The organism is Chlorogloeopsis fritschii PCC 6912, assembly GCF_000317285.1.
Taxonomy (GTDB): Bacteria; Cyanobacteriota; Cyanobacteriia; order Cyanobacteriales; family Nostocaceae; genus Chlorogloeopsis; species Chlorogloeopsis fritschii.
The window spans coordinates 81760-103547 of record NZ_AJLN01000061.1 but is presented as its reverse complement, the minus strand read 5'-3'; the positions used below and the strand labels follow the sequence as shown (position 1 = coordinate 103547).

Annotated in this window: 17 protein-coding genes; 10 read left to right on the top strand and 7 right to left on the bottom strand. The window is 42.6% G+C overall.

The window, feature by feature from the left end:
* Positions 1-124 precede the first annotated feature (124 nt).
* Positions 125-676 carry a hypothetical protein gene (locus UYC_RS0109835; RefSeq protein WP_016877110.1) on the bottom strand — a complete coding sequence of 184 codons (552 nt, stop codon included), beginning with the start codon at positions 674-676 and terminating at the stop codon, positions 125-127.
* Positions 677-949: 273 nt separating this feature from the next.
* Positions 950-2038, bottom strand: a complete 1089-nt coding sequence (locus UYC_RS0109830) for a hypothetical protein (RefSeq protein WP_016877111.1) — start codon at positions 2036-2038, stop codon at positions 950-952.
* Positions 2039-2227: 189 nt separating this feature from the next.
* On the opposite strand from UYC_RS0109830, the gene UYC_RS0109825 reads away from it, so the two are divergent.
* On the top strand, positions 2228-3790 hold the full coding sequence (locus tag UYC_RS0109825) for a cation:proton antiporter (protein ID WP_016877112.1): 1563 nt from the start codon (positions 2228-2230) through the stop codon (positions 3788-3790).
* A gap of 241 nt (positions 3791-4031) precedes the next feature.
* Positions 4032-6389 (top strand): glycoside hydrolase family 31 protein, encoded by a 2358-nt coding sequence (locus tag UYC_RS0109820; RefSeq protein WP_016877113.1) that lies wholly within the window; start codon positions 4032-4034, stop codon positions 6387-6389.
* Here UYC_RS0109820 and UYC_RS0109815 read toward each other — a convergent pair.
* Positions 6386-6985 carry a hypothetical protein gene (locus tag UYC_RS0109815; protein WP_016877114.1) on the bottom strand — a complete coding sequence of 200 codons (600 nt, stop codon included), beginning with the start codon at positions 6983-6985 and terminating at the stop codon, positions 6386-6388. The two genes, UYC_RS0109820 and UYC_RS0109815, sit on opposite strands and share 4 nt — an antisense overlap.
* A gap of 395 nt (positions 6986-7380) precedes the next feature.
* Positions 7381-8145 carry an SDR family NAD(P)-dependent oxidoreductase gene (locus tag UYC_RS0109810; protein ID WP_016877115.1) on the bottom strand — a complete coding sequence of 255 codons (765 nt, stop codon included), beginning with the start codon at positions 8143-8145 and terminating at the stop codon, positions 7381-7383.
* Between the two features lie 297 nt (positions 8146-8442).
* On the opposite strand from UYC_RS0109810, the gene UYC_RS0109805 reads away from it, so the two are divergent.
* The 8 genes from UYC_RS0109805 (at position 8443) to UYC_RS0109760 (ending at position 13661) form a co-directional block, all read left to right on the top strand.
* Entirely contained in the window at positions 8443-8883 is a 441-nt protein-coding gene (locus UYC_RS0109805; protein WP_016877116.1) for an Hsp20/alpha crystallin family protein, read from the top strand.
* Between the two features lie 511 nt (positions 8884-9394).
* A complete protein-coding gene (locus UYC_RS0109795) occupies positions 9395-10156 on the top strand; it encodes a hypothetical protein (RefSeq protein WP_016877118.1) in 762 nt (253 codons plus the stop codon).
* Between the two features lie 36 nt (positions 10157-10192).
* Positions 10193-10663 (top strand): phosphate-starvation-inducible PsiE family protein, encoded by a 471-nt coding sequence (locus UYC_RS0109790; RefSeq protein WP_016877119.1) that lies wholly within the window; start codon positions 10193-10195, stop codon positions 10661-10663.
* Between the two features lie 63 nt (positions 10664-10726).
* Positions 10727-11278 (top strand): ATP synthase F1 subunit delta, encoded by a 552-nt coding sequence (gene atpH, locus UYC_RS0109785; RefSeq protein WP_016877120.1) that lies wholly within the window; start codon positions 10727-10729, stop codon positions 11276-11278.
* A 395-nt stretch (positions 11279-11673) separates the two neighbouring features.
* Positions 11674-12612, top strand: coding sequence for a S1 RNA-binding domain-containing protein (locus tag UYC_RS0109775; RefSeq protein ID WP_016877122.1), 939 nt, complete (start codon positions 11674-11676; stop codon positions 12610-12612).
* Entirely contained in the window at positions 12596-12886 is a 291-nt protein-coding gene (locus tag UYC_RS0109770) for a UPF0175 family protein (protein WP_016877123.1), read from the top strand. The genes UYC_RS0109775 and UYC_RS0109770 overlap by 17 nt, the downstream gene beginning before the upstream one ends.
* A 140-nt stretch (positions 12887-13026) precedes the next feature.
* Entirely contained in the window at positions 13027-13257 is a 231-nt protein-coding gene (locus tag UYC_RS0109765) for a hypothetical protein (protein ID WP_016877124.1), read from the top strand.
* On the top strand, positions 13254-13661 hold the full coding sequence (locus tag UYC_RS0109760) for a PIN domain-containing protein (protein WP_016877125.1): 408 nt from the start codon (positions 13254-13256) through the stop codon (positions 13659-13661). Before UYC_RS0109765 ends, UYC_RS0109760 begins: the two co-directional genes overlap by 4 nt.
* 77 nt (positions 13662-13738) lie before the next feature.
* Here UYC_RS0109760 and treY read toward each other — a convergent pair whose 3' ends face one another.
* From treY to glgX, 3 genes are all read right to left on the bottom strand, one after another.
* On the bottom strand, positions 13739-16540 hold the full coding sequence (gene treY / locus UYC_RS0109755; protein ID WP_016877126.1) for a malto-oligosyltrehalose synthase: 2802 nt from the start codon (positions 16538-16540) through the stop codon (positions 13739-13741).
* A gap of 552 nt (positions 16541-17092) precedes the next feature.
* Positions 17093-18928, bottom strand: a complete 1836-nt coding sequence (gene treZ / locus UYC_RS0109745) for a malto-oligosyltrehalose trehalohydrolase (RefSeq protein WP_016877127.1) — start codon at positions 18926-18928, stop codon at positions 17093-17095.
* A gap of 352 nt (positions 18929-19280) precedes the next feature.
* Entirely contained in the window at positions 19281-21431 is a 2151-nt protein-coding gene (gene glgX / locus UYC_RS0109740; protein WP_016877128.1) for a glycogen debranching protein GlgX, read from the bottom strand.
* Positions 21432-21788 lie beyond the last annotated feature (357 nt).

Below are 21788 nucleotides of genomic sequence, written 5' to 3'. Positions count from 1 at the left end.
GTTTGTACTCAGTAACCAAAAGTCTACTACTTTTTAGCATGAACAGCTAATAGTCATATATCAATTCAGGATTAGTGTTTAGTTACTGTAGGTACTTTAAATCAAAATAATCTTTAAAAGGTAACTATTTACAATTCTCCATATGTATATATTTACTTGTGGTGTGGTTGTGTAAAATACATTTTTTCTTTGAGCTAAATAATCTACTTTCTCCTGCAATAAAGATGCTTATTGCTAATAATAATAATATTTTCAGTAAAGTTTTTTTATCAGTTAGAAGAGAAAACTCTAAAAATTTATTTTTTAAGATATTTTGATAGTCCTTTTGGATTTTGCAGTTAGTATTGAGCAAACATTTTTTAGATGAAGAGAGATTTAATGGAACTTCTATATTTAATTCTTGGCTCCATAAGGGTGCAAGTTTTCCTTCTTGAAAACCATAAACTTTGACATTTTTAATACATACAGTCTTCAAACCCATGATTTCTTGACGGACGTATTTGACTAGATTTTCTTGTTCCGGCACTTGGGTAGACTGAAATTTAATCTCTAATTGAGTATTCTTGAAGTTAACTTTAACTGTTACATTTTTAAGTTGTAGTTGGCTGTTCATTAGAGATGCGATCGCCTTAGCATCACCCTGCCTGGCAAGTTCCAAAATATTTGCTTGCGTCATAACTGTAGAAGTGAAGAGTTATCAACAGAAAATTTACATCAAATATAACTTGCTCTCTACAATTTTTCTTCGGTGATTACACCACAATTACAAACAGCTAACTTTAAACAATTGTGGATTTTAATTCATATAAAATTTACATGAGAATAGGGATTAGGGACTAGGGGCTAGTAAGAGGACAAGGAGCAAGGGAGCACCAGGGGCAGAGGGGCAAGAACGTGAATCACGATCCTCCTTATCCCCGTGTCACGGTGTCCTCTTCCCAATACCCTTTTAATTCCCATCTATGGTGTATTGTTGAGCAAACTCAAGATGAAACTGATATTGTATAATTAGTTGCTGGGCCATACTGTAATTCTGGCTAGTGTAGGGTACAGTTTTCATCAGAGCGATCGCTTCTTCCCAATTACTAACAACCTTTTGCCATTCGTCTTTAGATTGTGCCAGTTGCCCTAGTTTTGCCGCGCGTTTAGCTTTGATTATGGCTCGCTCGTAATTATCTGTAGGTTTAGTAGGTTTAGCTTTAGGTGTTTCTTTTTCAGATGCGACTGATGTGAGTTTTTCTATGGAAAAATTTGCGCTTAGGCTTTGTCTAACTTCTGGTAACTTTGCATATGAGTATATCCATAAAGCTAAAAAGGGAATAAAAATAAACGTAACTAATTGTTTTGAGACTTGAGGTTTTGGTTGTGTCTCTACAAGTTTCTGTGCTGTTTTAGGAGTGTCATCAGTTGTTTGGAGCTTGGTAGCACCAAAATCAGATGAAATTACTTGATTTTGAAATACCTGAGATGCAGGAGTGGTTGTATTTTTAGATTCAATACTGGCAGAATTACCCAAAATAACATGGCGTTTAAATAAATACTCAACTTCATAAAACATAGCGGCACAAAATAGCCAAAAAATAGCAAAAATTGGTACTATCTTGCTACTATTTTGACTGTAGTTATGAATTATCTGATGATAATTGAGTTGCAATAAAGGGAGGAGAAGAGTACAAATCAAAGTAGCCGTTAGTGTAGATAAGATAAAAACTAACCAACTATACAAGCTTTCTCTCCAACTTTTCAGCCCTGGCAAAATTCCTCGATTTTTATTTATCTTTACTCCGGGGATGACTGGGATAAATCGACTGAACAGAAAATGATGCAAAAAAGCGATCGCTGGTATGGGTAAGATTAGTAAGAGTATCGTCGAAACAGTAATTTGCTCTTGTTGATCTGCTAAATTAGCAAAGTTAGGTAACAAGAATTGATTATGTGCAATTGCGTTGGTAAATCCTGCTATCAATACAAATAGTATTAAAGCATTGAGCCAAGAATGAGAATGAGGAAACCATCTTAGCAATTTGAACTTTCTCATATCTCACATATCCTCTGTTTTCTTGAGATGATTGTATAGAGTAAGCTTCAGTGACATTCTAAGAGTATATCCAGTGATTTACGCTATTTGATGGTTAAATAGTTTACTCGATATAGGATAAGCTAACTTTCTGTATCCCTTAAAATTGCAAGTATTGCAAAAATTTATAGTTTGAGCAAAATTACTGACATGGCGATCGAATCTGCTGTAGGCGAAGTTGGAATCGAACAAAATTTAAAGCAATTCCTGCTTGTACTCTCAGTTTCCTTGAGTGTGGCGACTTTACCGCAAGTTTTTAGCTGGTTTCGCCAAATTCCCTACACTTTACTCTTGGTAATTGCTGGTTTGGGGTTGGCACTAGTAGATGTGCGGTTAGTTAATCTTTCCCCGGAGCTAATTCTGGCAATTTTCCTGCCACCTTTGTTATTTGAAGCCGCTTGGAATTTAAAATGGTCTAATTTAAAGCGAGATTTAGTGCCTATTTGCCTGTATGCGGTGATAGGAGTAGTAATTTCCATTGCAGGTGTAGCACTAGGTTTGAATGTATTAGCACAACTGCCACTAACAACAGCGCTGCTGGTGGGAGCAAGTTTGTCTGCTACCGATCCAGTTTCAGTTACGGCTTTGTTTCGAGAACTGGGAGTGGATAAGCGCCTCACAACATTGATGGAGGGTGAGAGTTTATTTAATGATGGTATGGCAGTTGTGGCTTTTAGCTTCCTAGTTGCCTTGCCTTTAGGAACAGCACAACTAGGGGTACGACCTGTATTATTACAACTTTTAAGTGTTGTTGGTATCGGTTTAGCTGTTGGTGGTTTGATTGGGTTTGGTATCTCTTACCTAACACAAAGGTTCGATTTACCGCTGGTGGAACAATCTTTAACTCTCGTCTCCGCTTACGGAACTTACATTATTGCCGAAGAATTTGGTGGATCTGGGGTAATAGCAGTTGTCATCATAGGCTTGATTTTAGGAAATTTTGGTTCCCGAATTGGTATGAACCCACGTACACGGGTAATTGTCAGTGAATTTTGGGAATTTTTGGCTTTTTTTGTTAATTCTATTGTTTTTCTTTTGATTGGTGACCAAGTTAGATTTACCCATTTGGGAGAAAATCTGGCAATTATTGCCGTCACTGTTGCCGGGATGGTTTTAGCACGGGCGATCGCTGTTTATGGTTTGGGATTGATCGCCAATCGCCTCGTCAACTCCGATATTTCCTTAGCACAACAAACTGTACTCTGGTGGGGAGGTTTGCGAGGATCTGTCTCTATCGCTCTTGCATTGAGCGTACCGACTATTCTTAGCGAACGAGAAGATGTAATTGCTACGGTATTTGGAGTAGTTTTATTTACACTTTTGGTACAGGGATTAACGACAAAGCCTTTATTAGAAAAACTCAATCTTTTAGGCGATCAACCCCTGCGACAACAGTATTTAGAGTTAGTTGCTCGCCAAACTGCTCTCAAACGTGTTTTAAGATACTTGGGACAAATAGAAGAGCGCCCAGGATTAGATCCAGAGTTTTACCGCTATCAAGAGACTTTAATTAAAGGCGAATTGCAACGCTTAGAGGAGCAAATTGATAAATTACAAGATGAGTACCCGAACTTACGAACCTTCACGGCTGAACAACTGCGAATGGAATTGCTGGCTGTAGAGGCAGATACCTACGCAGAATTTGTGCGATCGGGTAGATTGAATCAAGAACTTGCTCCTTTGCTTGAGGATGTTTTAGAGGATGAGCTTTAAAAGTTAACAGTTACCGATTACCTGTGGCTGTTCGCTGATAACTATATAAACAAGAGCCAGAGGCTCAAATTCTCGTTACCAGGTTGAACCTGGTAACGAGGGTAAAGTCATGGAGGCGAAGGTACATACTTATACTTCCCTTGGCTGATGCAAAGTGTACGTACTTACATTTAGGTTAATTAGGTTGTGGTTAGCACTAATAACCGTAATTGTCCGCATTTACAGCCAGATTTAATTACATATGCCAGAATTTGCCGGAGAAGTACCTGTTCGCGAACCAGTATGGAATGTCATCTCATCCGTTCAAAATATCCAACGTCATCAGCGGGGAATAGATTTTGAATGCGGTTTTTCTCGCCTGCTGTTGAGGGTTCTTGCTCCCAACCTAATCCGCGTGCGCTTTTTACCTACAGGAGAGTTTCGAGCCAGACGTTCTTGGGCTGTAACGCCACGGGATGAGGAATGGGCTGCTACTTCCTTCGACGTGCAAGAGACGGATGAAGAGGTAATAATTGAAACTGAAAAAATGCGCGTCTGCGTGCAGCGCCATCCTTGTCGAGTCAAGTTTTTTGACAAAGAAAACCGCGCCTTTGCTCAAGATGCGGATTTAGGGATGGGTTGGCGGCAAATGGGAGCAGGCAAGTTTCAAGTTGCTAATTGGAAGCGCATAGAAGCTGAGGAAAAGTACTACGGTTTTGGGGAGCGGGCTGGCTTGCTAAATCAACGGGGCAAGCGTCTCACCAATTGGACAACGGATAGCTTGGATTACACTATGTTGACGGATGCAATGTACCAAGCGATTCCGTTTTTTATGGCGCTGCGATCGCAAATTGGCTATGGTTTATTTTTTAACACGACTTTTTGGAGTCGATTTGATGTAGGTGCCGACGAACCAGGTATTTTGCGGATGGAAAGTCTGGGTGGCGAATTAGATTACTATATTATTTACAGCCCTGAACCAGCAGAAATTATTCGTACATACACGCAATTAACGGGGCGAATGGCACTGCCGCCTCGATGGGCACTAGGTTATCACCAATGTCGGTGGAGTTATGACTCGGAAACAGAAGTGCGCCAATTGGTATACCAACTGCGGCACCGCCGGATACCTTGCGATGTTATCCACCTAGACATTGATTATATGTTCGGCTTCCGGGTGTTTACCTGGAACCCCAGACGATTCCCAGATCCAAAAAAATTGCTCAACGACTTGGCACAGGAAGGTATTAAAGTTGTCACCATCATCGATCCGGGGGTGAAATTTGAGCCGCAAGCCGATTACCCTGTTTATGACGAAGGAGTGGAAAAGGACTACTTAATTCGTAGGGCTGATGGTAAAGTTTTTCACGGTTATGTTTGGCCGGGGCGGGCTGTATTTCCCGATTTTCTCCGCCCTGATGTGCGTCAGTGGTGGGGAGATTTGCACCGCAATTTAACTGAGATGGGTGTTGCTGGGATCTGGAATGACATGAATGAGCCAGCAATGAACGATCGCCCGTTTGGAGATGAGGGAGGGCAGAAAATTTTCTTCCCGACGGATGCACCCGCAGGCTCTGGTGATGAGCGCACAACCTACGCCGAAGCTCACAATTTGTATGGAATGATGATGGCTCGTGCCTGTCGGGAGGGATTAGAAAAACTCAGAGGGCGATCGCGTTCTTTTGTTTTGACGCGATCGGGTTATGCTGGTGTACAAAAATGGTCGGCTGTATGGACGGGGGACAATCATTCGCTGTGGGAATATCTGGAAATGTCTCTGCCCATGCTTTGTAACTTGGGTTTATCTGGTGTAGCATTTGTTGGTGCAGATATCGGTGGATTTGCAGGAGATGCCACCCCAGAAATGTTTGCTCGTTGGATGCAGGTAGGAATGTTGTATCCGTTTATGCGTGCTCATTCCATGATTAATACCAAGCGCCACGAACCTTGGGAATTTGGAACAAGAGTAGAAGAAATCTGCCGACAATACATCGAACTGCGCTACAGATTATTGCCTTACATTTACAGCTTATTTTGGGAAGCAGCAAGCACGGGTAACCCCATTTTACGTCCCTTATTTTATCACTATGCCAACGATCCGAAAACTCATGAAATTTACGATCAAGTACTTTTAGGCTCATCTATGATGGCAGCACCAGTCTACCGACCGGGAGTAGAGAAACGCATGGTTTATTTACCGACAGGAAACTGGTACGACTGGTGGACGGGAGAGTGTTACACAGGTTCAACTTATATTCTTGCCGATGCACCTTTAGAAAAAATGCCCATGTACATTCGTGCCGGATCGATTATTCCTCTCGCACCAGTTATGCAGTATGTGGATGAATCACCCATCAACGAACTGAGATTAAGAGTTACTCCTGGTGCAGGCGAATGGACACTATATGAAGATGATGGACATAGCTTTGAATATCGCCACGGTGCTTGGTCAACTACAACTTATCGCGTGTATTTAGAAGGTACGCAGACAGTCGTGGATATCCAAGCACGGCAAGGACAGTGGACTCCACACCCTCGCAAAGTCATTGTTGAGGTGGTAGGCTCTGGGGAGCAAGAATTTACAGATGACGGTTCTGCTCGTCGCCTAGTTTTTGACTAGCGTCTGTTGATCATTGCCTCTTGTAAATTGACTGGAGGTAGTTGTTCTACAGTTTGCAGAGGCGATCGCCCTGTTATTAGACTTTGACTTAGCCAAATCAAACTAGCACCAAACACAGTAATGACTCCTATCAAAATACCACTGAGCAATTTCACCTGGGAGCGAAGAAATGTTACTTCTCTGCTTTTATATTCCAATTCAGAAATTGCATTGGCGGGGGTAAGTTGTTTTTCAATCACTACTTGTGCTGATTTTATGACTGGTTTCTTGAAACTAACTTGTTGGTAAAGCCAGTTAGTAATTAATATAGGACAATTTTTTCTAAACCAGCGCCAGGCAAAAATCCTGAAAGCTGGTTTAGACATCCTCGCAATCCATTTCAGTACTCTTTTGAGAGCACGAGAGCGAAATTTTTGATTGATTAAATTAATGGAACCTATGTCATAAAGACGGTCAAAGATAAGCTTAACCGTAGCCTCTTCTCGATATGCTAAATTTTCAATCATGAGAAGAACTTCGTACATGAGTTCTTCTTCTTTTTTATTTTCTGCTAAAAAATTTGTTAAATTATTTGATATCTTAACTGGATTAGCCATATATTTATTCTCTGGCAGCACCTTGTTTTTTAAGTAAAAAATATTTTAATTCTTTAAGTAATCATACACATCAAAATTTTTGTAAACAAAAAAAAAATCATTTCTATCACAATTTTCAATGTGTAATAGTTTTCATTGTCCGTTTTGACAAACTACTAAATTCAGTAGTAGTAGAAAAAATAACATCTAATTGTTAACTCAACAACAGATAAGCTGTTACTTTGCTGCTAATCATAAAATTTATGTTAAATGGTAATGCTTGTGAAATTTATTTACCTCTAGGAGGATTTAATTTTCTCTTTAAGATATACTTTTTAAGCTTGTGCCCGTTAGTGAACAAGAATCTGTATCCTACCGTACAAGTCAGTAGGATTGTGCAAATAAAGTTAATTGATTTACCACGGTAAACGACTGCCATCCCAGGAGAAAAACTGTCCGCTATCATCTGGTTGTAGCTTTTCTAGAACTGCGAGTAATTGGGTAACAGTACGCTCTACCGAAAATAGCTTTTCGGCAGGTACATTTTTTTGAAAAGGTTGAGAGAGACGTGTATCAGTTGTACCAGGATGCAATGTAACAACTATTGTCTTTGGACTCGTTCTGTCATATTCTATTGCCACATTTCGCATAAACATATTCAGTGCAGCCTTGGAGGCGCGGTAACCGTACCACCCACCAAGTTGGTTATCGCCAATGCTACCGATTTTGGCAGAAATACTAGCAAAAATACTTGCATCGTGATGTCGAAATAAGGGTAACAGGTGTTTGGCAAGAAGCACAGCACCGATACTATTAACTTGGAAATAACGTACCAACTGTTCGGAGTTAATTTGTCTGAGGCTTTTTTCTGGTTGTAACGTCCCCTCGTGTAGAATTCCAACACAGTTAATGGCTAAGTGTAATTTGTCTATCTCTGCACGTAGCTTTTCTGTACACTTTGCAATTTGCACCTCATCCGTAATATCCATAGATAGGCAAACTAATCTCTCTGGATGCTCGCCCATAAGTGCAATTAACTCAGAAGCCGACTCCTGATGACGATAGGTTGCATAAATGCGAGCGATATTGTCAAGTTGTAGTAATTTTTTCACAAATCCCAAACCAATACCTTGGCTTGCGCCCACAATTAGGGCATTATTAGTTTCTTTAAGAATAGACATTGTGATAATAGGGAACAGGGAACAGGAAATAGGGAACAGAAGAGGACAAAGGGACATAATTTCCTTCTGCTCCCCTACTTCTTTATTGAGAATAGTACGGATATTGCGATCGCACTAGGCTATAAAACCGAACCTACTCAGCTTTAACCTTGGTGCTAATGTTTAGCTAGGAAGCTTGAGATCGAGCTTCTTGAAATTAAAGCTCTATTTACAAAATTATACTTATCTTAATAAGAGCCAGGAAGCTTGAGATTGAGCCTCTACTAGAAACAATCTTGATTCTTAGAGGTGATAGCTATGGCACTTATTCGTTGGGAACCCTTACGGGAAATTGAAACATTACATCGGGATATGAATCGCCTGTTTGATCGGCTACTGTCGTCTGATGGCGGAGAAGGTGTGGGGTTATCCTTTGTTCCAGCCGCTGAAATGGAAGAAACTAATGATGCGATTCACCTGAAACTGGAAGTACCCGGTTTAGAACCAAAAGACATTAATGTAGAAGTCACTGCCGAATCAGTTTCTATTAGCGGTGAGCGTAAGTCTGAAACTAGAATCGAAGACAATGGTATAACTCGCTCTGAGTTCCGCTACGGCAGATTTGAACGGGTGATTCCGTTGCCTTCCCATATTCAAAACGATAAAGTGCACGCTGAATACAAAAATGGAATTCTCAGTCTAACCTTGCCAAAAGCTGAAGAGGAAAAGCACAAAGTTGTCAAGGTTAATATAGGTTAATTTATTTGTCTGGGGATAAGGTTAGATCCCCCCAACCCCCCTTTCTAAGGGGGGCAAAAAGCAGTTAATTTTCCCCTTTTTAAGGGACTTCCAAATAAAAAACATCCCAAATTTTCTTGTGGGATGGGTGTCCCCACCCGTCCCATCCGAGGGGCGGGCAGGATGCCCACCCCACAATCCGGGATAATTTGTTTCTTGGAAATCCCTAAGGGGAGGTAAAAAGCGAGGACACTGCGTTGCGGGGGTTCTCCCCCAATCCCCACTCCGTGGGGGCCCCGAGTCCCCCGTTGTAGCAAGTGTCCGGGTGTAGATTTTCTTCCCGCTTTATTGCCGTGGGCTAAGGGGGATCTCCGAGAAATCAACATCACTAACTGAACCGTATTGCACTGTCACCGAGCGTGGTGAATCCAATTTTTCCTCAAAATAATCATTTACTCAAGCAGCGATCGCCCCCGCCGCATCCGCTCACACCATCGTGCAGACATACATATATTATGAGGAGGAGAAAGCCATGATTAATGTTGTACGCCGCAGCCAAATCCTGGGTTTAATGGCAATGGATAGTGTTACTGCATCCCGTTTTGACACAGTGGAAGAGGTTTGGATTGATGACAAAGGAAGGGTGAGCTTTATTGGAGGAAGCCAAGGATATACACCCCTAGAGCAAGTGTTTGTCATTGGCCCCGATGCTGTATTAACTTACAGTAGTAGCGTTGTTTCTCAACCTACAAATCTCCGCCGTTTGTACCAATTGCCAGTCCGCTCTCCCATGGCTGAAACTTTGGGATGGGTGGAAGATTTTCTCTTTGATTGGGAAACTGGCAACATTACAGCCTATATTTTGGCAGGAGATATCGCCGCTCCCTTTGGCGGTAGGGCAGTATTATATCCAGAAGATGTGGAAGTCATTGAGGCTGAAGCGGTAGTAGTGCGAGAAGGTGCTAAAGAACGCCTCCAAAGTGAGCCAGAAGGACTTAAGGGCTTTCTTAGCGAGAAGTCGCAGCAAGTTAAGAACTTAGTGCGGACAATGGGCGATCGCCTTAAATCTCTCGTTTCGCCAAATGACAAGCCAGAAGTGGTACGGGTGAAGATTAAAGAAGTGCATGACGAATTAGAAGCCTCTGGCAAGCACGACAAAAACGCCTTACAACAAGCTGCACAGTTTTTGCAAGACGAGTGGGAAAGCTTTCAAGAAGCCGCAAACCGTGCTGGCGATCGCGTAAAAAATGCCCTAAATTCTGCTTGGAAACACCTAACGAAAAAGCAAGCCTGAAACAGGAACAATTGCCACCTGAAGGAAAAATGGTTGATGTTTAAAATCTGGAATAATTCACCTAATCAGTGGAAAATTCTAGTCAGTCGAGAACAGATTGTTCATTATCTTGAAACTGTTCAAGACTTGATCGTGATACTACTGTGCATTGGTTTGTTTAGTATCATGCTCATTCGGATGGGGGAATTATTTTTCTCTCTCATGCACCCCCTTCAGTTTCAAGCAATCACCTCCGATATTCTATTTCTATTGATTTTGGTTGAACTATTTCGACTATTAATTATCTACCTCCAAGAACGACGCATCTCCGTTGGAGTTGCAGTCGAAGTGTCTATTGTTTCTACTTTACGAGAAGTTATCTTACGTGGCGTTGTAGAAATTCCTAACACTCAGCTTTGGGCTATTTGTGGATTTTTGGTAGTTTTGGGAGGATTGCTGCTCGTTCGCACTATCCAGGGGCGTATCTTCAAAACGATTGGCTTTTCCGAAAAAAACCTTCATATCTAACAAACTTGCCATGCCCATCAAGGGGCTGGCTGATATCTTCGATATTCAATATAGTTGTCTTCTATGAGACATGGCATAGTAAGTACTAAAATTGTCAAGCCTTATGCCCAGGCATTGATGTCTATAGCTGTGAATCACGGTTTAACAGAGCGGATTAATCAAGATGTTGCTTTTTTACTGGATTTGCTTGACAAATCTCAGGATTTAAATCAATTTTTAGCTAATCCGCTAGTCAAGGCTGAGGCAAAGAAGGCTGTACTCCGGAAAATTGCAGCAACCCAGGTTCATCCGTATGTTCTTAATTTTTTAATGCTTTTAGTAGATCGTCGCCGGATCTTGTGGTTACAAGGTATTTGTCAAGAATACCAACTTTTGTTACGTGAATTAAACCAGATCGTACTAGCTGAAGCGATCGCCACCATTGAACTCACGGAAAAACAACGGCAGGCGATCGCCGAAAAAATCAAAGAAATGACAGGGGCTAAACAAGTTGAACTCAAAACCCGTATTGATCCAAATATACTTGGTGGTCTCGTCGTTAAAGTTGGCTCTCAAGTAATAGATCTTAGTCTGAAAGAGCAACTTCGCCGGCTTGCGAATTCCTTGATGAAATAATGCCCTGACGCCAGCGTTCAACTCGTAGATGTCTGATTTACTCGTGAAGAATCTGGGAAATATAGGTTTGTTGTGAGTAACCAGTCATGCGTGTTCCAGGATTAGGAATAATAGAGCTATTGCGGCCTTCTCAAGATGATCCCACACACATGGTATCAGTTGCCCGATCAAGTTCCGAAGAGGAAATTAGACAAGCGATTGAACAGGAACTGTAGCTTCTCGGCATTATCTAACAACTACGTTACAGCAGACTGACTCAAGCTCATATATTGTGAAAGATACTTGCAGCCGTTGAAGGCGATCGTTATATAGTTGACTTGTGCTGTATGCTAAAATACCCGCAGACGCTATGATAAAACGCTAACAAAGCAGGGTGATGTTAAACCCAGTAGCTTATGAGCTTTAAGTTAGGTAGATTTCAACCTGGTGATATCGTTACTGGAAAAATCATTAGGCTGGAAAATGCAGGTGTCCTTGTTGACTTTGATACGGAGCAACCAGTTTACGTTCCACTGCCAGAGCTATCACTTAACGAAATTCAAACTCCAGAAGAAGCTCTGCAATTGAATGAAATCCGAGAATTTTTGGTTGTAGGAAATTACGATGGTGAGCATGATATTTTCTTCTCCCATTGTTCACCGGAAACCCTCAAAGATAGCGATCGCTTGTATGAACATACATTGTATGAGGCTTCTCGCCAATGTGGTCGTTCCGTAAATAAAGAAGAACTCATCGTACACACTAAAATTCTTGCAGCCCATGCAGGTGGGGTATCAGCGAGAATTCAGTGGTTCTTGTGTTCTCAAGAGCATCCTCCAACGGTTTCTTTTTCAATCCGCCAATTAGAGAGGCAAAAAGCATGGGAACGGTTACGGCAATTGCAGTCTGAGGATGTAACAGTTTATGGAAAAATCCTTAGAAAAACTATGCGCGGAGCAATAACCAAAATTGAAGGCTTGCACGGTTTTATTTGTACTTATGTTGACAAGCACCGGGAGGAATTGGTGATTGGGAAAGAACTTCCACTCAAGATTTTGGAAGTAAGAGAAGAGTTTAATCGCTTGGTGCTAATCCCTGGCTCTGTTAGAAACAAACTCAGGCAGTTACAAGTTGGTCAAGTTGTTAGTGGTACTGTACTATGTGTCAGAGACTACGGTGTAATTGTTGATATTGGAGAACTGTATGCCTTAGTGCCTAGCTCAAGGATTCTCAATCCATCTATTAACCACCCAAGCCAAGTTTTCAAAGTCAACGATCGCTTGAAGGCAATAGTTATTGAAGCAAATATAGAAAAGGGTAGAGTTATTCTAGAACCACTTGAAAATTCCGTATAACAATATACAAATTATAATCGAACTTCCCGACGATATCGCTAATCAACTGCAACTCCAACCCGCTAACTTTTCCCGCAGAATTTTAGAACTCATTGTGGCTGACAACTATCGCCAAGGTCGTATTGGAGCCGCTGAAGTCCGCCGAATGCTCAATTTCTCCTCCCGTTGGGAAACCTATGAATTCCTTAAGCGCGAAAAAGCCTACTTACCCTACACTGAAGACGATTTAGAACAAGATGTTCAATCGATTCGTAACTTTTTAGCCAAGGAATGATTGTTGTCTCCAACATCTCTCCAATCAACTACCTGATCTTGATTGGGTATATCGACTTGTTGCCCGAACTGTGTTGCAGGTGATCGCTCATCATCGCTCATATTAGAATCTAGATACCAGCGATTGTTGGAGTAGATCTAATGTTATTGCAAAAGTTGAAAGAGCAAGCCCGTCACTTATCGGTGAGCGATCGTCTCGCATTAGTCAGTGACATCATTGAATCCCTTAAAGGCAATCTTAACCTACAACCAAATCGCAAAACTCTGATTAATCAGATGCGTGGTTTGCTAAAAACAGATCAGCCGCCACCCACTGACGCTCAAGTAGAGGCAATGCTGGAAGAGCATCGAGTGGAGAAGTATCTCAAGTGAGAGTTCTCATCGATACCAACATAGTTCTTGATTTCTTGCTAGAGCGGGAGCCATTTTTTTCGGATGCAGAAGCCTTGTTTCAAGCGCTTGGTGCTGGACAAGTTGTAGGTTATTTCACTGCAACAACGCTAACCGATATTTTCTACATAGCCAAAAGGCAAACTCAAAGTATCGAACGAGCAAGGCAAATAATCTCTATCATACTGGCAGTTATGGAGATTTGCCCTGTTGATCGAATTGTTTTGGAAGTTGCTTTAATGTCAGGTTTGGCAGATTTTGAAGACGCTGTACAAATTGCTTGTGCAATTGCTCAAGGTTTAGATGCAATTGTTACCCGCGATCGGAATTTTTCAAATGCAACCATGCCCGTGTTATCTGTTAATCAACTACTGAAACAGTTGTAGTAAATGAATGTTTCTAAGCGATCGCTCGATTGAAAACCTTAAATGCTAGCGAGAAGAATGCGATCGCTTGCGCGATTCTACTGTTGTGATTGATTAACCAACAACGCCACGGGGAACTGTTGCAAAATCTCCCGCACCCAGAGGGTATCTTCACCTTGCACTTGTTGCCCTGTAATCGCATCTTGCCAGACAGGGGAAGAATCGGCAGGCGGAACAATCCGGGTTTCTTGCCAAATTTGTTCGCCGAGAGGATATTCTCCTTCTTTGACGAGCGAGGTGAAGAAACGGGGAGCGATCGCTATGATTTTTTTATCTCCCAATTCCCTGGCAAATCCGACAACATGACTTTTTAAGCTACCAGCAACAGTTAATTTGGAGTACGATCCTCGCTGGAATACCTCCAAGTGTTGCCGACGAGCTTGCAAAACTTGATAAGTTAGGAAAAGTTTAATTCTTCCGTCTTCTGGGTTTTGCAGCAGTTCTGTAATTAAACCCGATAAGTCAGTCTCGGCTTTGCTTTTAATCTCCTGCAAATATTCTTGCCGCGCTTGATAGTCTACCGGGCGGCGGTTATCTGGATCTACTAAACTCAAATCCCAAAGTTCTGTTCCTTGATATGTGTCTGGAACACCGGGAGCAGTAAGTTTCAGCAACGTCTGAGAGAGGGAATTAAATACACCGTAGTATTGAATTTTGCGCTGGAAGGGACGAAAAGCTTCAAAAAAGGGGTTATTTTCAGGCTCTTTCAATACCTGTTCTGCAAACTCAGTAAAGGCATTTTCATAGTCAGTATCTGGCTTGAGCCAAGCAGTGTGAACTTTTGCTTCGCGAATTGCTTTGATAATGTACTGTTGCATCCGCTCTACAAACTGCGGGTACTCTTCGTCCTTAAAGGGAAAAGCACCTATAAGGTTTTGGTAGAACAAGTACTCATCATTGGGTGTTGGTACATCTCTTCCGCCAACAGAAATCTTTTGTGGTGCATTAATGTCGCGCCATTGTTTCAAATTATTCTCCCACTCCTGGGGAATTTCCGATAGGACGTTGATCCTGGCTCTCACATCTTCTCCCCGTTTGGTATCGTGGGTAGAAGTTGTATTCATAGCGTGAGGCCAAGCAGCCAAACGGTTTTGATTGAAGGTATGAAAGTCTTCTAAAGAAATACCAAAATGAGCGGGATGGGAACCTACTTCATTTAATGACAGAAGCCTATTATACACATACATAACAGTATCTTCGACACCTTTTGCCATTAATGGCCCTGTCATTTGCTGCAACCGCATGACAAAATGCAACCATTGTTGCTTGTCTTCTTCTTTCAAGGAATCATCGAAATCTAAATGCAGGAATTTCTCGATAAAATTTAACTCATTGAGAAAGTTGGGGATATTTTGTTTTGCACGCTCCAGAACTTGCTGAATGTATTCTTGATCGGTTTTGCTTGCACCAGTACTGCTGATATAGGTGCGATAAACTGGGAACACTGCCAAAATTTCTACCAAAGCAGCTTTTAAGCCATACATAGTGAAGTCACTAGCATAGCGATAGCGTCCGGAAATTTGTTTGAGTAGGTGGGCTAAATTATCAATATCTCCTGCTAAATCTTTGCTAATAATTAATCTCTTTTTCTGGTCAATCAAATCCTCACAGGAAACTTCTTTTTTAATAAACCTATGATAAATGTCATCAAATTCCTGTTCGGCTGATTGTAAACAGAAAATTCCATTTACTTGGTTGAGAAAGTCATATCCTGTTGTTCCCTGAATCGGCCAAGTTATAGGCAATTCTTCTTTAGGTTCTAGGATTTTTTCTACTATTAAATAAACTTCGGGAGCATATTCTCGAAGTAGATTAAGGTATGTTGCAGGGTCGTAAAGTCCGTCAATATGGTCAATTCTTAATCCATTAAATTTTTCTTCTTTAACTAATTCTAAAATCAAAGCATGGGTGTTCTCAAAAACTTTTTCTTCTTCAATGCGAAGACAAATTAGTTCATTAACAGTAAAAAAGCGTCTGTAATTAAGTTCTTCGTTACCCACTTTCCAGTAGGAAAGCCGGAAAAATTGGTCAGAAAGTAAGTTTTCTAGGAGATTGAAGCTTTCAGGTTTACCTGGTTCTCCATTAAAAATGCGGATATTTTCTTCAATAAATTCTTTCACCTCTGGGCTATCATTCCAGAGTTCCCACAACATCCGTTTCACAATAGCAATTTGGTCGTATCGTTCTCTGCCCTCCTCTCCAGATGGAGTATATTTCAACATATAGAGAACACTCAAAAGCTTCATGAAACATGGGTGATCTCTACCTATTTTTTCCCGCAAACGTCCAAGGTCGTAGGTTAAAACTTGGTAGTAAGATTCTACTCGGATAGGAAATTTGAGTGAGTAATAGTTAATGGTGATGCCATTTTCATCATATTGTAGTTGTAGCTCACCACTTTCTAAACAATCACCACAAAATTTTCCTAAAAAAGGTGCTAGTACTTTGCCCCGATTTTCTTCGTAGTGATGGTTCCAAGTAATATCGAAGTAGTCTCGATACTGCGAATCAGAACCGTTTTCCAGAACATCCACAAGCATCTGGTTTTGACTGTCAAATGCCATGTGGTTGGGTACAATATCTTGCACCCAGCCAATATTGAGTTGCTTGAGTGCCTCAATTAGTTCTTCAAATTGTTCTTTTCCACCCAATTCGGGGCTAATTTCGTTATAGTTCACGGTATCGTAGCCGTGGGTGCTGCCTTTTCTAGCGGTGAGAATGGGAGAAGCGTAGATATGAGAAATTCCCAACTCTGCTAGGAAAGAAGCGATCGCTTGAGCGTTGGCAAAACCAAATTCGGGAGTGAATTGGATTCGATAGGTTGTAATGGGTATCTGCATAATGGGGATAGGGGATAGGGTACAGGGGATAGGGGACAGGGGACAGGGGATAGGGTACAGGGGACAGGGGACAGGGGACAGGGTACAGGGGATAGGGAACAGGGGACAGGGGATAGGGGACAGGGTACAGGGGATAGGGGATAGGGTACAGGGAATAGGGTACAGGGGACAGGGTACAGGGGATAGGGTACAGGGGACAGGGTACAGGGGATAGGGTACAGGGGATAGGGGACAGGGGATAGGGGACAGGGTACAGGGGATAGGGGACAGGTTTCAAGCTAGAAAGTTCTCGTTTTGAACCTGAAGTTTCTCGTTTCAAACTAGAAGTTTTTAGTTTCAAGCTTGAAGTTTCTCGTTTCAAACTAAAATTTTTTAGTTTCAAGCCTAAAAGTTCTCGTTTTGAGCTAGAAGTATCTCCCTCCAAACTAGAATTTTTTAGTTTCAAGCCTAAAAGTTCTCGTTTTGAACTAGAAGTTTCTCCCTCCAAACTCAAATTTTCCAATTTCACTAAAATTCCTTATCTTCTCTTCCTTCTGCCTTCTGTTTTGCCTTCTAGTCATTACTGTAAACAACAACGCTTTCGGGATTTAGTACAAGTGTTTGTTGTTCTTCAGTAGAAAGTTTCTCCGGTAATTGGGAACCTCTGCCTCCCCAGGTGGGTTCGGCAGAGTCGAGTAGTTTTTGCCAACTTCCGGAAGGTAGGTTTGTTGTAATCTCTACTGCTTGTTGACTAAAGTTAAGCCAACACAGAACTTGACTATTTTCACACCAACGCCGCAAAGATAAAACTTTCTCTGGTTCTATTACCAAAGCTTCTAAATCGTTGAGATCTAAGTTAGTCAAGGCGGGAATTTCTCTTCTCAGTTGGAGTAATTTTTGGTAAAACAACCACAGCGCTCGATTTTTACCTTCGTGGCGCATCTCCCAATTGAGGCGCGATCGCTCTAATGTCTCTACGGCTTGCGGATCTGGTGGTTCTTGTCCGCTAGCATCAAAAAAAGCAGAAAATTCCGCTTTTCTGCCTTCTCGTACTCCTTTAATAATGTTAGGGTCACTGTGGCTGACAAAATAGAGGAAAGGTGCTGTCTCGCCGTATTCCTCTCCCATAAACAACATGGGAACGTAGGGAGAAAGGAGAACTGCTGCTGCTGTTAATTTGAGCGCTGCAAAGGAAATGAGTGAGGAGAGGCGATCGCCTAGCATCCGGTTTCCTACTTGATCGTGATTTTGCGAACAAACTACAAACTGACTGGCAAGGCAACCGCTCGTATCGTTACCGTGATAGCGTCGGCGATGGGGGGAGTAGTCCCAAGTATAAACAAAGGCGTGGCGATAAGCTTTTGCTAATTGTTCTAAGCTACCAAAGTCTTGGTAATATCCAATATTTTCTCCAGTTACTACTGTATGCAAAGCATGGTGAAAATCATCGCTCCACTGAGCATCTATCCCATAACCACCCACTGTTTGAGGACGGATAATGCGGGTATCATTGAGATCGCTTTCTGCAATTAGATAGCGTTTAAGTCCTTGCTGCTGTGAAAGTTGGGCAACTGCATCAGCCATTTCTGCCAAAATATGTTTAGCGCCAAAGTCATATATGGCGTGGATGGCATCCAAACGCAAAGCATCAAGATGAAAGTTTTCTAGCCAGTAGAGAACATTCTGGACAAAGTAGTGTCTGACACCATCGCTGTAAGCTGTGTCAAAATTAACCGCACTACCCCAAGGCGTTTTGTAATGATCGGTAAAGTAAGTACCAAATCCCCAAAGATAATTTCCTTCCGGGCCAAGATGGTTGTAAACTACATCTAAAATCACTGCCATGCCTTGTTGGTGACAGGCATTGACTAGTTGCTTCAAGCCATTCACACCACCATAGGAATTTTGCACCGCATAAGGGAAAGTGCCATCGTAACCCCAGTTGCGTTCTCCAGGGAACTGAGCAACGGGCATAATTTCAATAGCGTTGACGCCTAATTCTAATAGTTCGGGAATCCGGGGAATTACTGCCTCAAATGTACCTTCTTTAGTAAAAGTTCCGACGTGCAACTCGTAGATGACCATTTTTTCTAGGGGTATTCCCTGCCATTGGTCATCATTCCATTTAAAAGCGCTATGGTCAATTACTTGTGAGGGGCCGTGAACTCCTTCGGGCTGAGAATGGGAAGCGGGATCGGCTCGGTCAGTTTGACCTTCGAGTTGATAAAAGTAAAGAGTATTTGGCTCGATATTGCTAACCTTACCATGCCAGTAGCCTCGTTCATCCTTTTGCAGGGGAATAAATTTTTCCTCTGGGGCAACGAGGTGAACTGCGACTTCACCTACCAAAGGTGCCCAGAGAGTAAAGTTACAAGTGCGATCGCCTAAATATTGAGAACCGATATGCATAATCAGGGAACAGGGGATAGGGGACAGGGGACAGGGGCTAGAGGCTAGGGGCTAGAGGCTAGGGGCTAGAGGCTAGGGGCTAGAGGCTAGGGGCTAGAGGCTAGAGGCTAGGGGCTAGAGGCTAGAGGCTAGGGGCTAGAGGCTAGGGGCTAGAGGCTAGAGGCTAGGGGCTAGAGGCTAGAGGCTAGAGGCTAGGGGCTAGGGGCTAGAGGCTAGAGGCTAGAGGCTAGAGGCTAGGGGCTAGAGGCTAGGGGCTAGAGGCGAGTTTAAAATTAGTCTCCAAATAATGATTCCAAATAAATATTCCTAGTCCCTAGTCCCTAGTCCCTAGTCCCTAGCCCCTAGTCCCTAGTTAATCTTCATCATCACGGGAAATTCTTCCCATTTTTTGCAGCATGACGAGCGATCGCGCATCTACTTCTATGGGTTTATCATCGATGTAGCGTTTGCCCCGTTGGACAAAGCGCGGCTTAGTAGTGTCGATAATGGTGAGCCATTCCCAGTCTTGTAGCCCTTTGGGAATGTGAAATTCCAGCATTTCGTAGTGGGCATTAAAAAACAACAAAAAGCTTTCGTCAATAATACGCTCACCTCGCGGCCCTGGTGTGGCTATTTCCTCGCCGTTGAGGAAAATGCCGATCGCTTTGCTATAGCCACTGTTCCACTGTTCCTCTGTCATTTCGCCGCCGTCAGGGTTAAACCAAGCTATATCATTGACGCCAGAACCGTGAATAGCTCTTCCTTGGAACCATTTGCGCCTGCGGAAAATAGGATGTCTGCGCCGAAAGTCAATCAACTGGCGGGTGAAATCTAACAATGCCTCGTTTTCTTCTTGCAAATCCCAATTTAACCAGGAAATTTCATTATCTTGGCAGTAGGGATTGTTGTTGCCGCCTTGCGATCGCCCCATTTCATCACCCATTACCAGCATGGGTACTCCTTGGGATAACATCAGCGTCGCTAAAAAGTTTCGCAGTTGCTTTCTCCGCAGGCGCAGCACTTGGGGATCGTCTGTGTTGCCTTCTACACCACAGTTCCAAGAACGGTTGTGGCTTTCTCCATCTCGGTTATCTTCCCCGTTTGCTTCGTTGTGTTTTTCGTTATAGCTAACTAAATCGTAGAGAGTAAAGCCATCGTGGGCAGTAATAAAGTTAACGCTGGCACTGGGATTGCGACCATTAAACTGATACAAGTCAGAACTACCTGTAAATCGATAGGCAAATTCTGCCATGCGGCTATCTTCTCCGCGCCAGAAGTCGCGCACTGTGTCTCGATATTTACCGTTCCACTCTGACCACAACAACGGAAATTCGCCTACTTGATAGCCACCTTCACCCACATCCCAAGGTTCGGCAATTAATTTTACATCTGCTAAGACCGGATCTTGGTGAATGATATCGAAGAAAGCGGCGAGGCGATCGACTGCGTAAAGTTCCCGTGCTAGTGCTGATGCCAAATCGAAACGGAAACCATCAACATGACACTCTAACACCCAGTAGCGCAGACTATCCATAATTAGTTTCAGCACTTGGGGGTGGCGGACGTTGAGAGAATTACCGCAACCTGTAAAATCCATGTAATATCGGCAATTTCCATCTACCAGGCGATAATAAGCAGCATTGTCAATACCACGCAGAGATAAAGTTGGCCCCATGTGGTTGCCCTCACCCGTGTGGTTGTAGACGACATCCAGGATCACCTCAATTCCTGCTCTGTGCAGTGCCTTAACCATTTGCTTGAACTCTTTCACCTGCTGCCCAACACAGCCGCTGGCACTGTAACCAGAATAAGGAGCCAGATAACAAAGAGAGTCATAACCCCAGTAATTTTTCAGACCCTTATCTGCTAAGTGACCTGGATATGCAAGAAAATGATGGATGGGCATCAATTCTACAGCAGTCACACCCAAAGATTGGAGGTGAGAAATCGCCGCTGGGTGTGCTAAACCAGCGTAAGTTCCGCGCAGTCTAGGCGGAATTTCGGAGTGAAGTCTGGTAAATCCTTTGACATGAGTTTCATAAATAACCGTTTCATGCCAGGGAGTTTGTAACAGTTCATCTCCTTCCCAATCAAAAGACTGATCTACGACAACAGATTTGGGAACTAAATGGGCGTCATCGAGGTCAGAAAATCCCAAGTCTTCGTTAGGGTCATTCCAGCGATAACCAAAGATTTCTTCGCCAAAGCGAACATCACCGTCAATTGCTTTGGCGTATGGGTCAATGAGTAGTTTGTGGGGGTTAAAGCGATGTCCTTCTTCAGGAGCAAAGGAACCATGTACCCGAAAACCGTAGCGTTGTCCTGGGCCGATCGCGGGAACATAACCATGCCAGGTAAAGTTAGTTTTTTCTTTCAGTTCCAGTCGGGTTTCTCGCCCTTTTTGGTCAAACAGGCACAACTCCACTCCTGTCGCATTTTCTGAGAACAGAGCAAAGTTTGTACCCTTGCCATCCCAGTTTGCTCCTAAAGGATATGGCTTACCAGGCCACAGTGAGAGGTACATATGGTTAAGCTCCTGTTACAGATTTCTAAGGCAGCAGAACTTCACTAAAACGAATTGAATTTGCAAGTTTTCTCATTAGCTCTTCGCTATTATGAGGAAAAATGTGCAAAGCACAACACGCATTAGTTAAAGCCAGTATTTTAAATCCTATGGCAATAGCAAGATTTTGTAACTCAGCCAGTGGATGGAAATTTTACCGACTCTGTTTGTGTCCGCATCTACTAACTGGTAGGTTTTACTATGCTAACCCGCCAGAGAATTGATTCAATCCTGGGCGGGACGTCGGCATGATACTTTGACTATTAAAAAAATGTGGGTAATGGCAAGATTTTGAGCCACGGGACTTGACGGATTCCT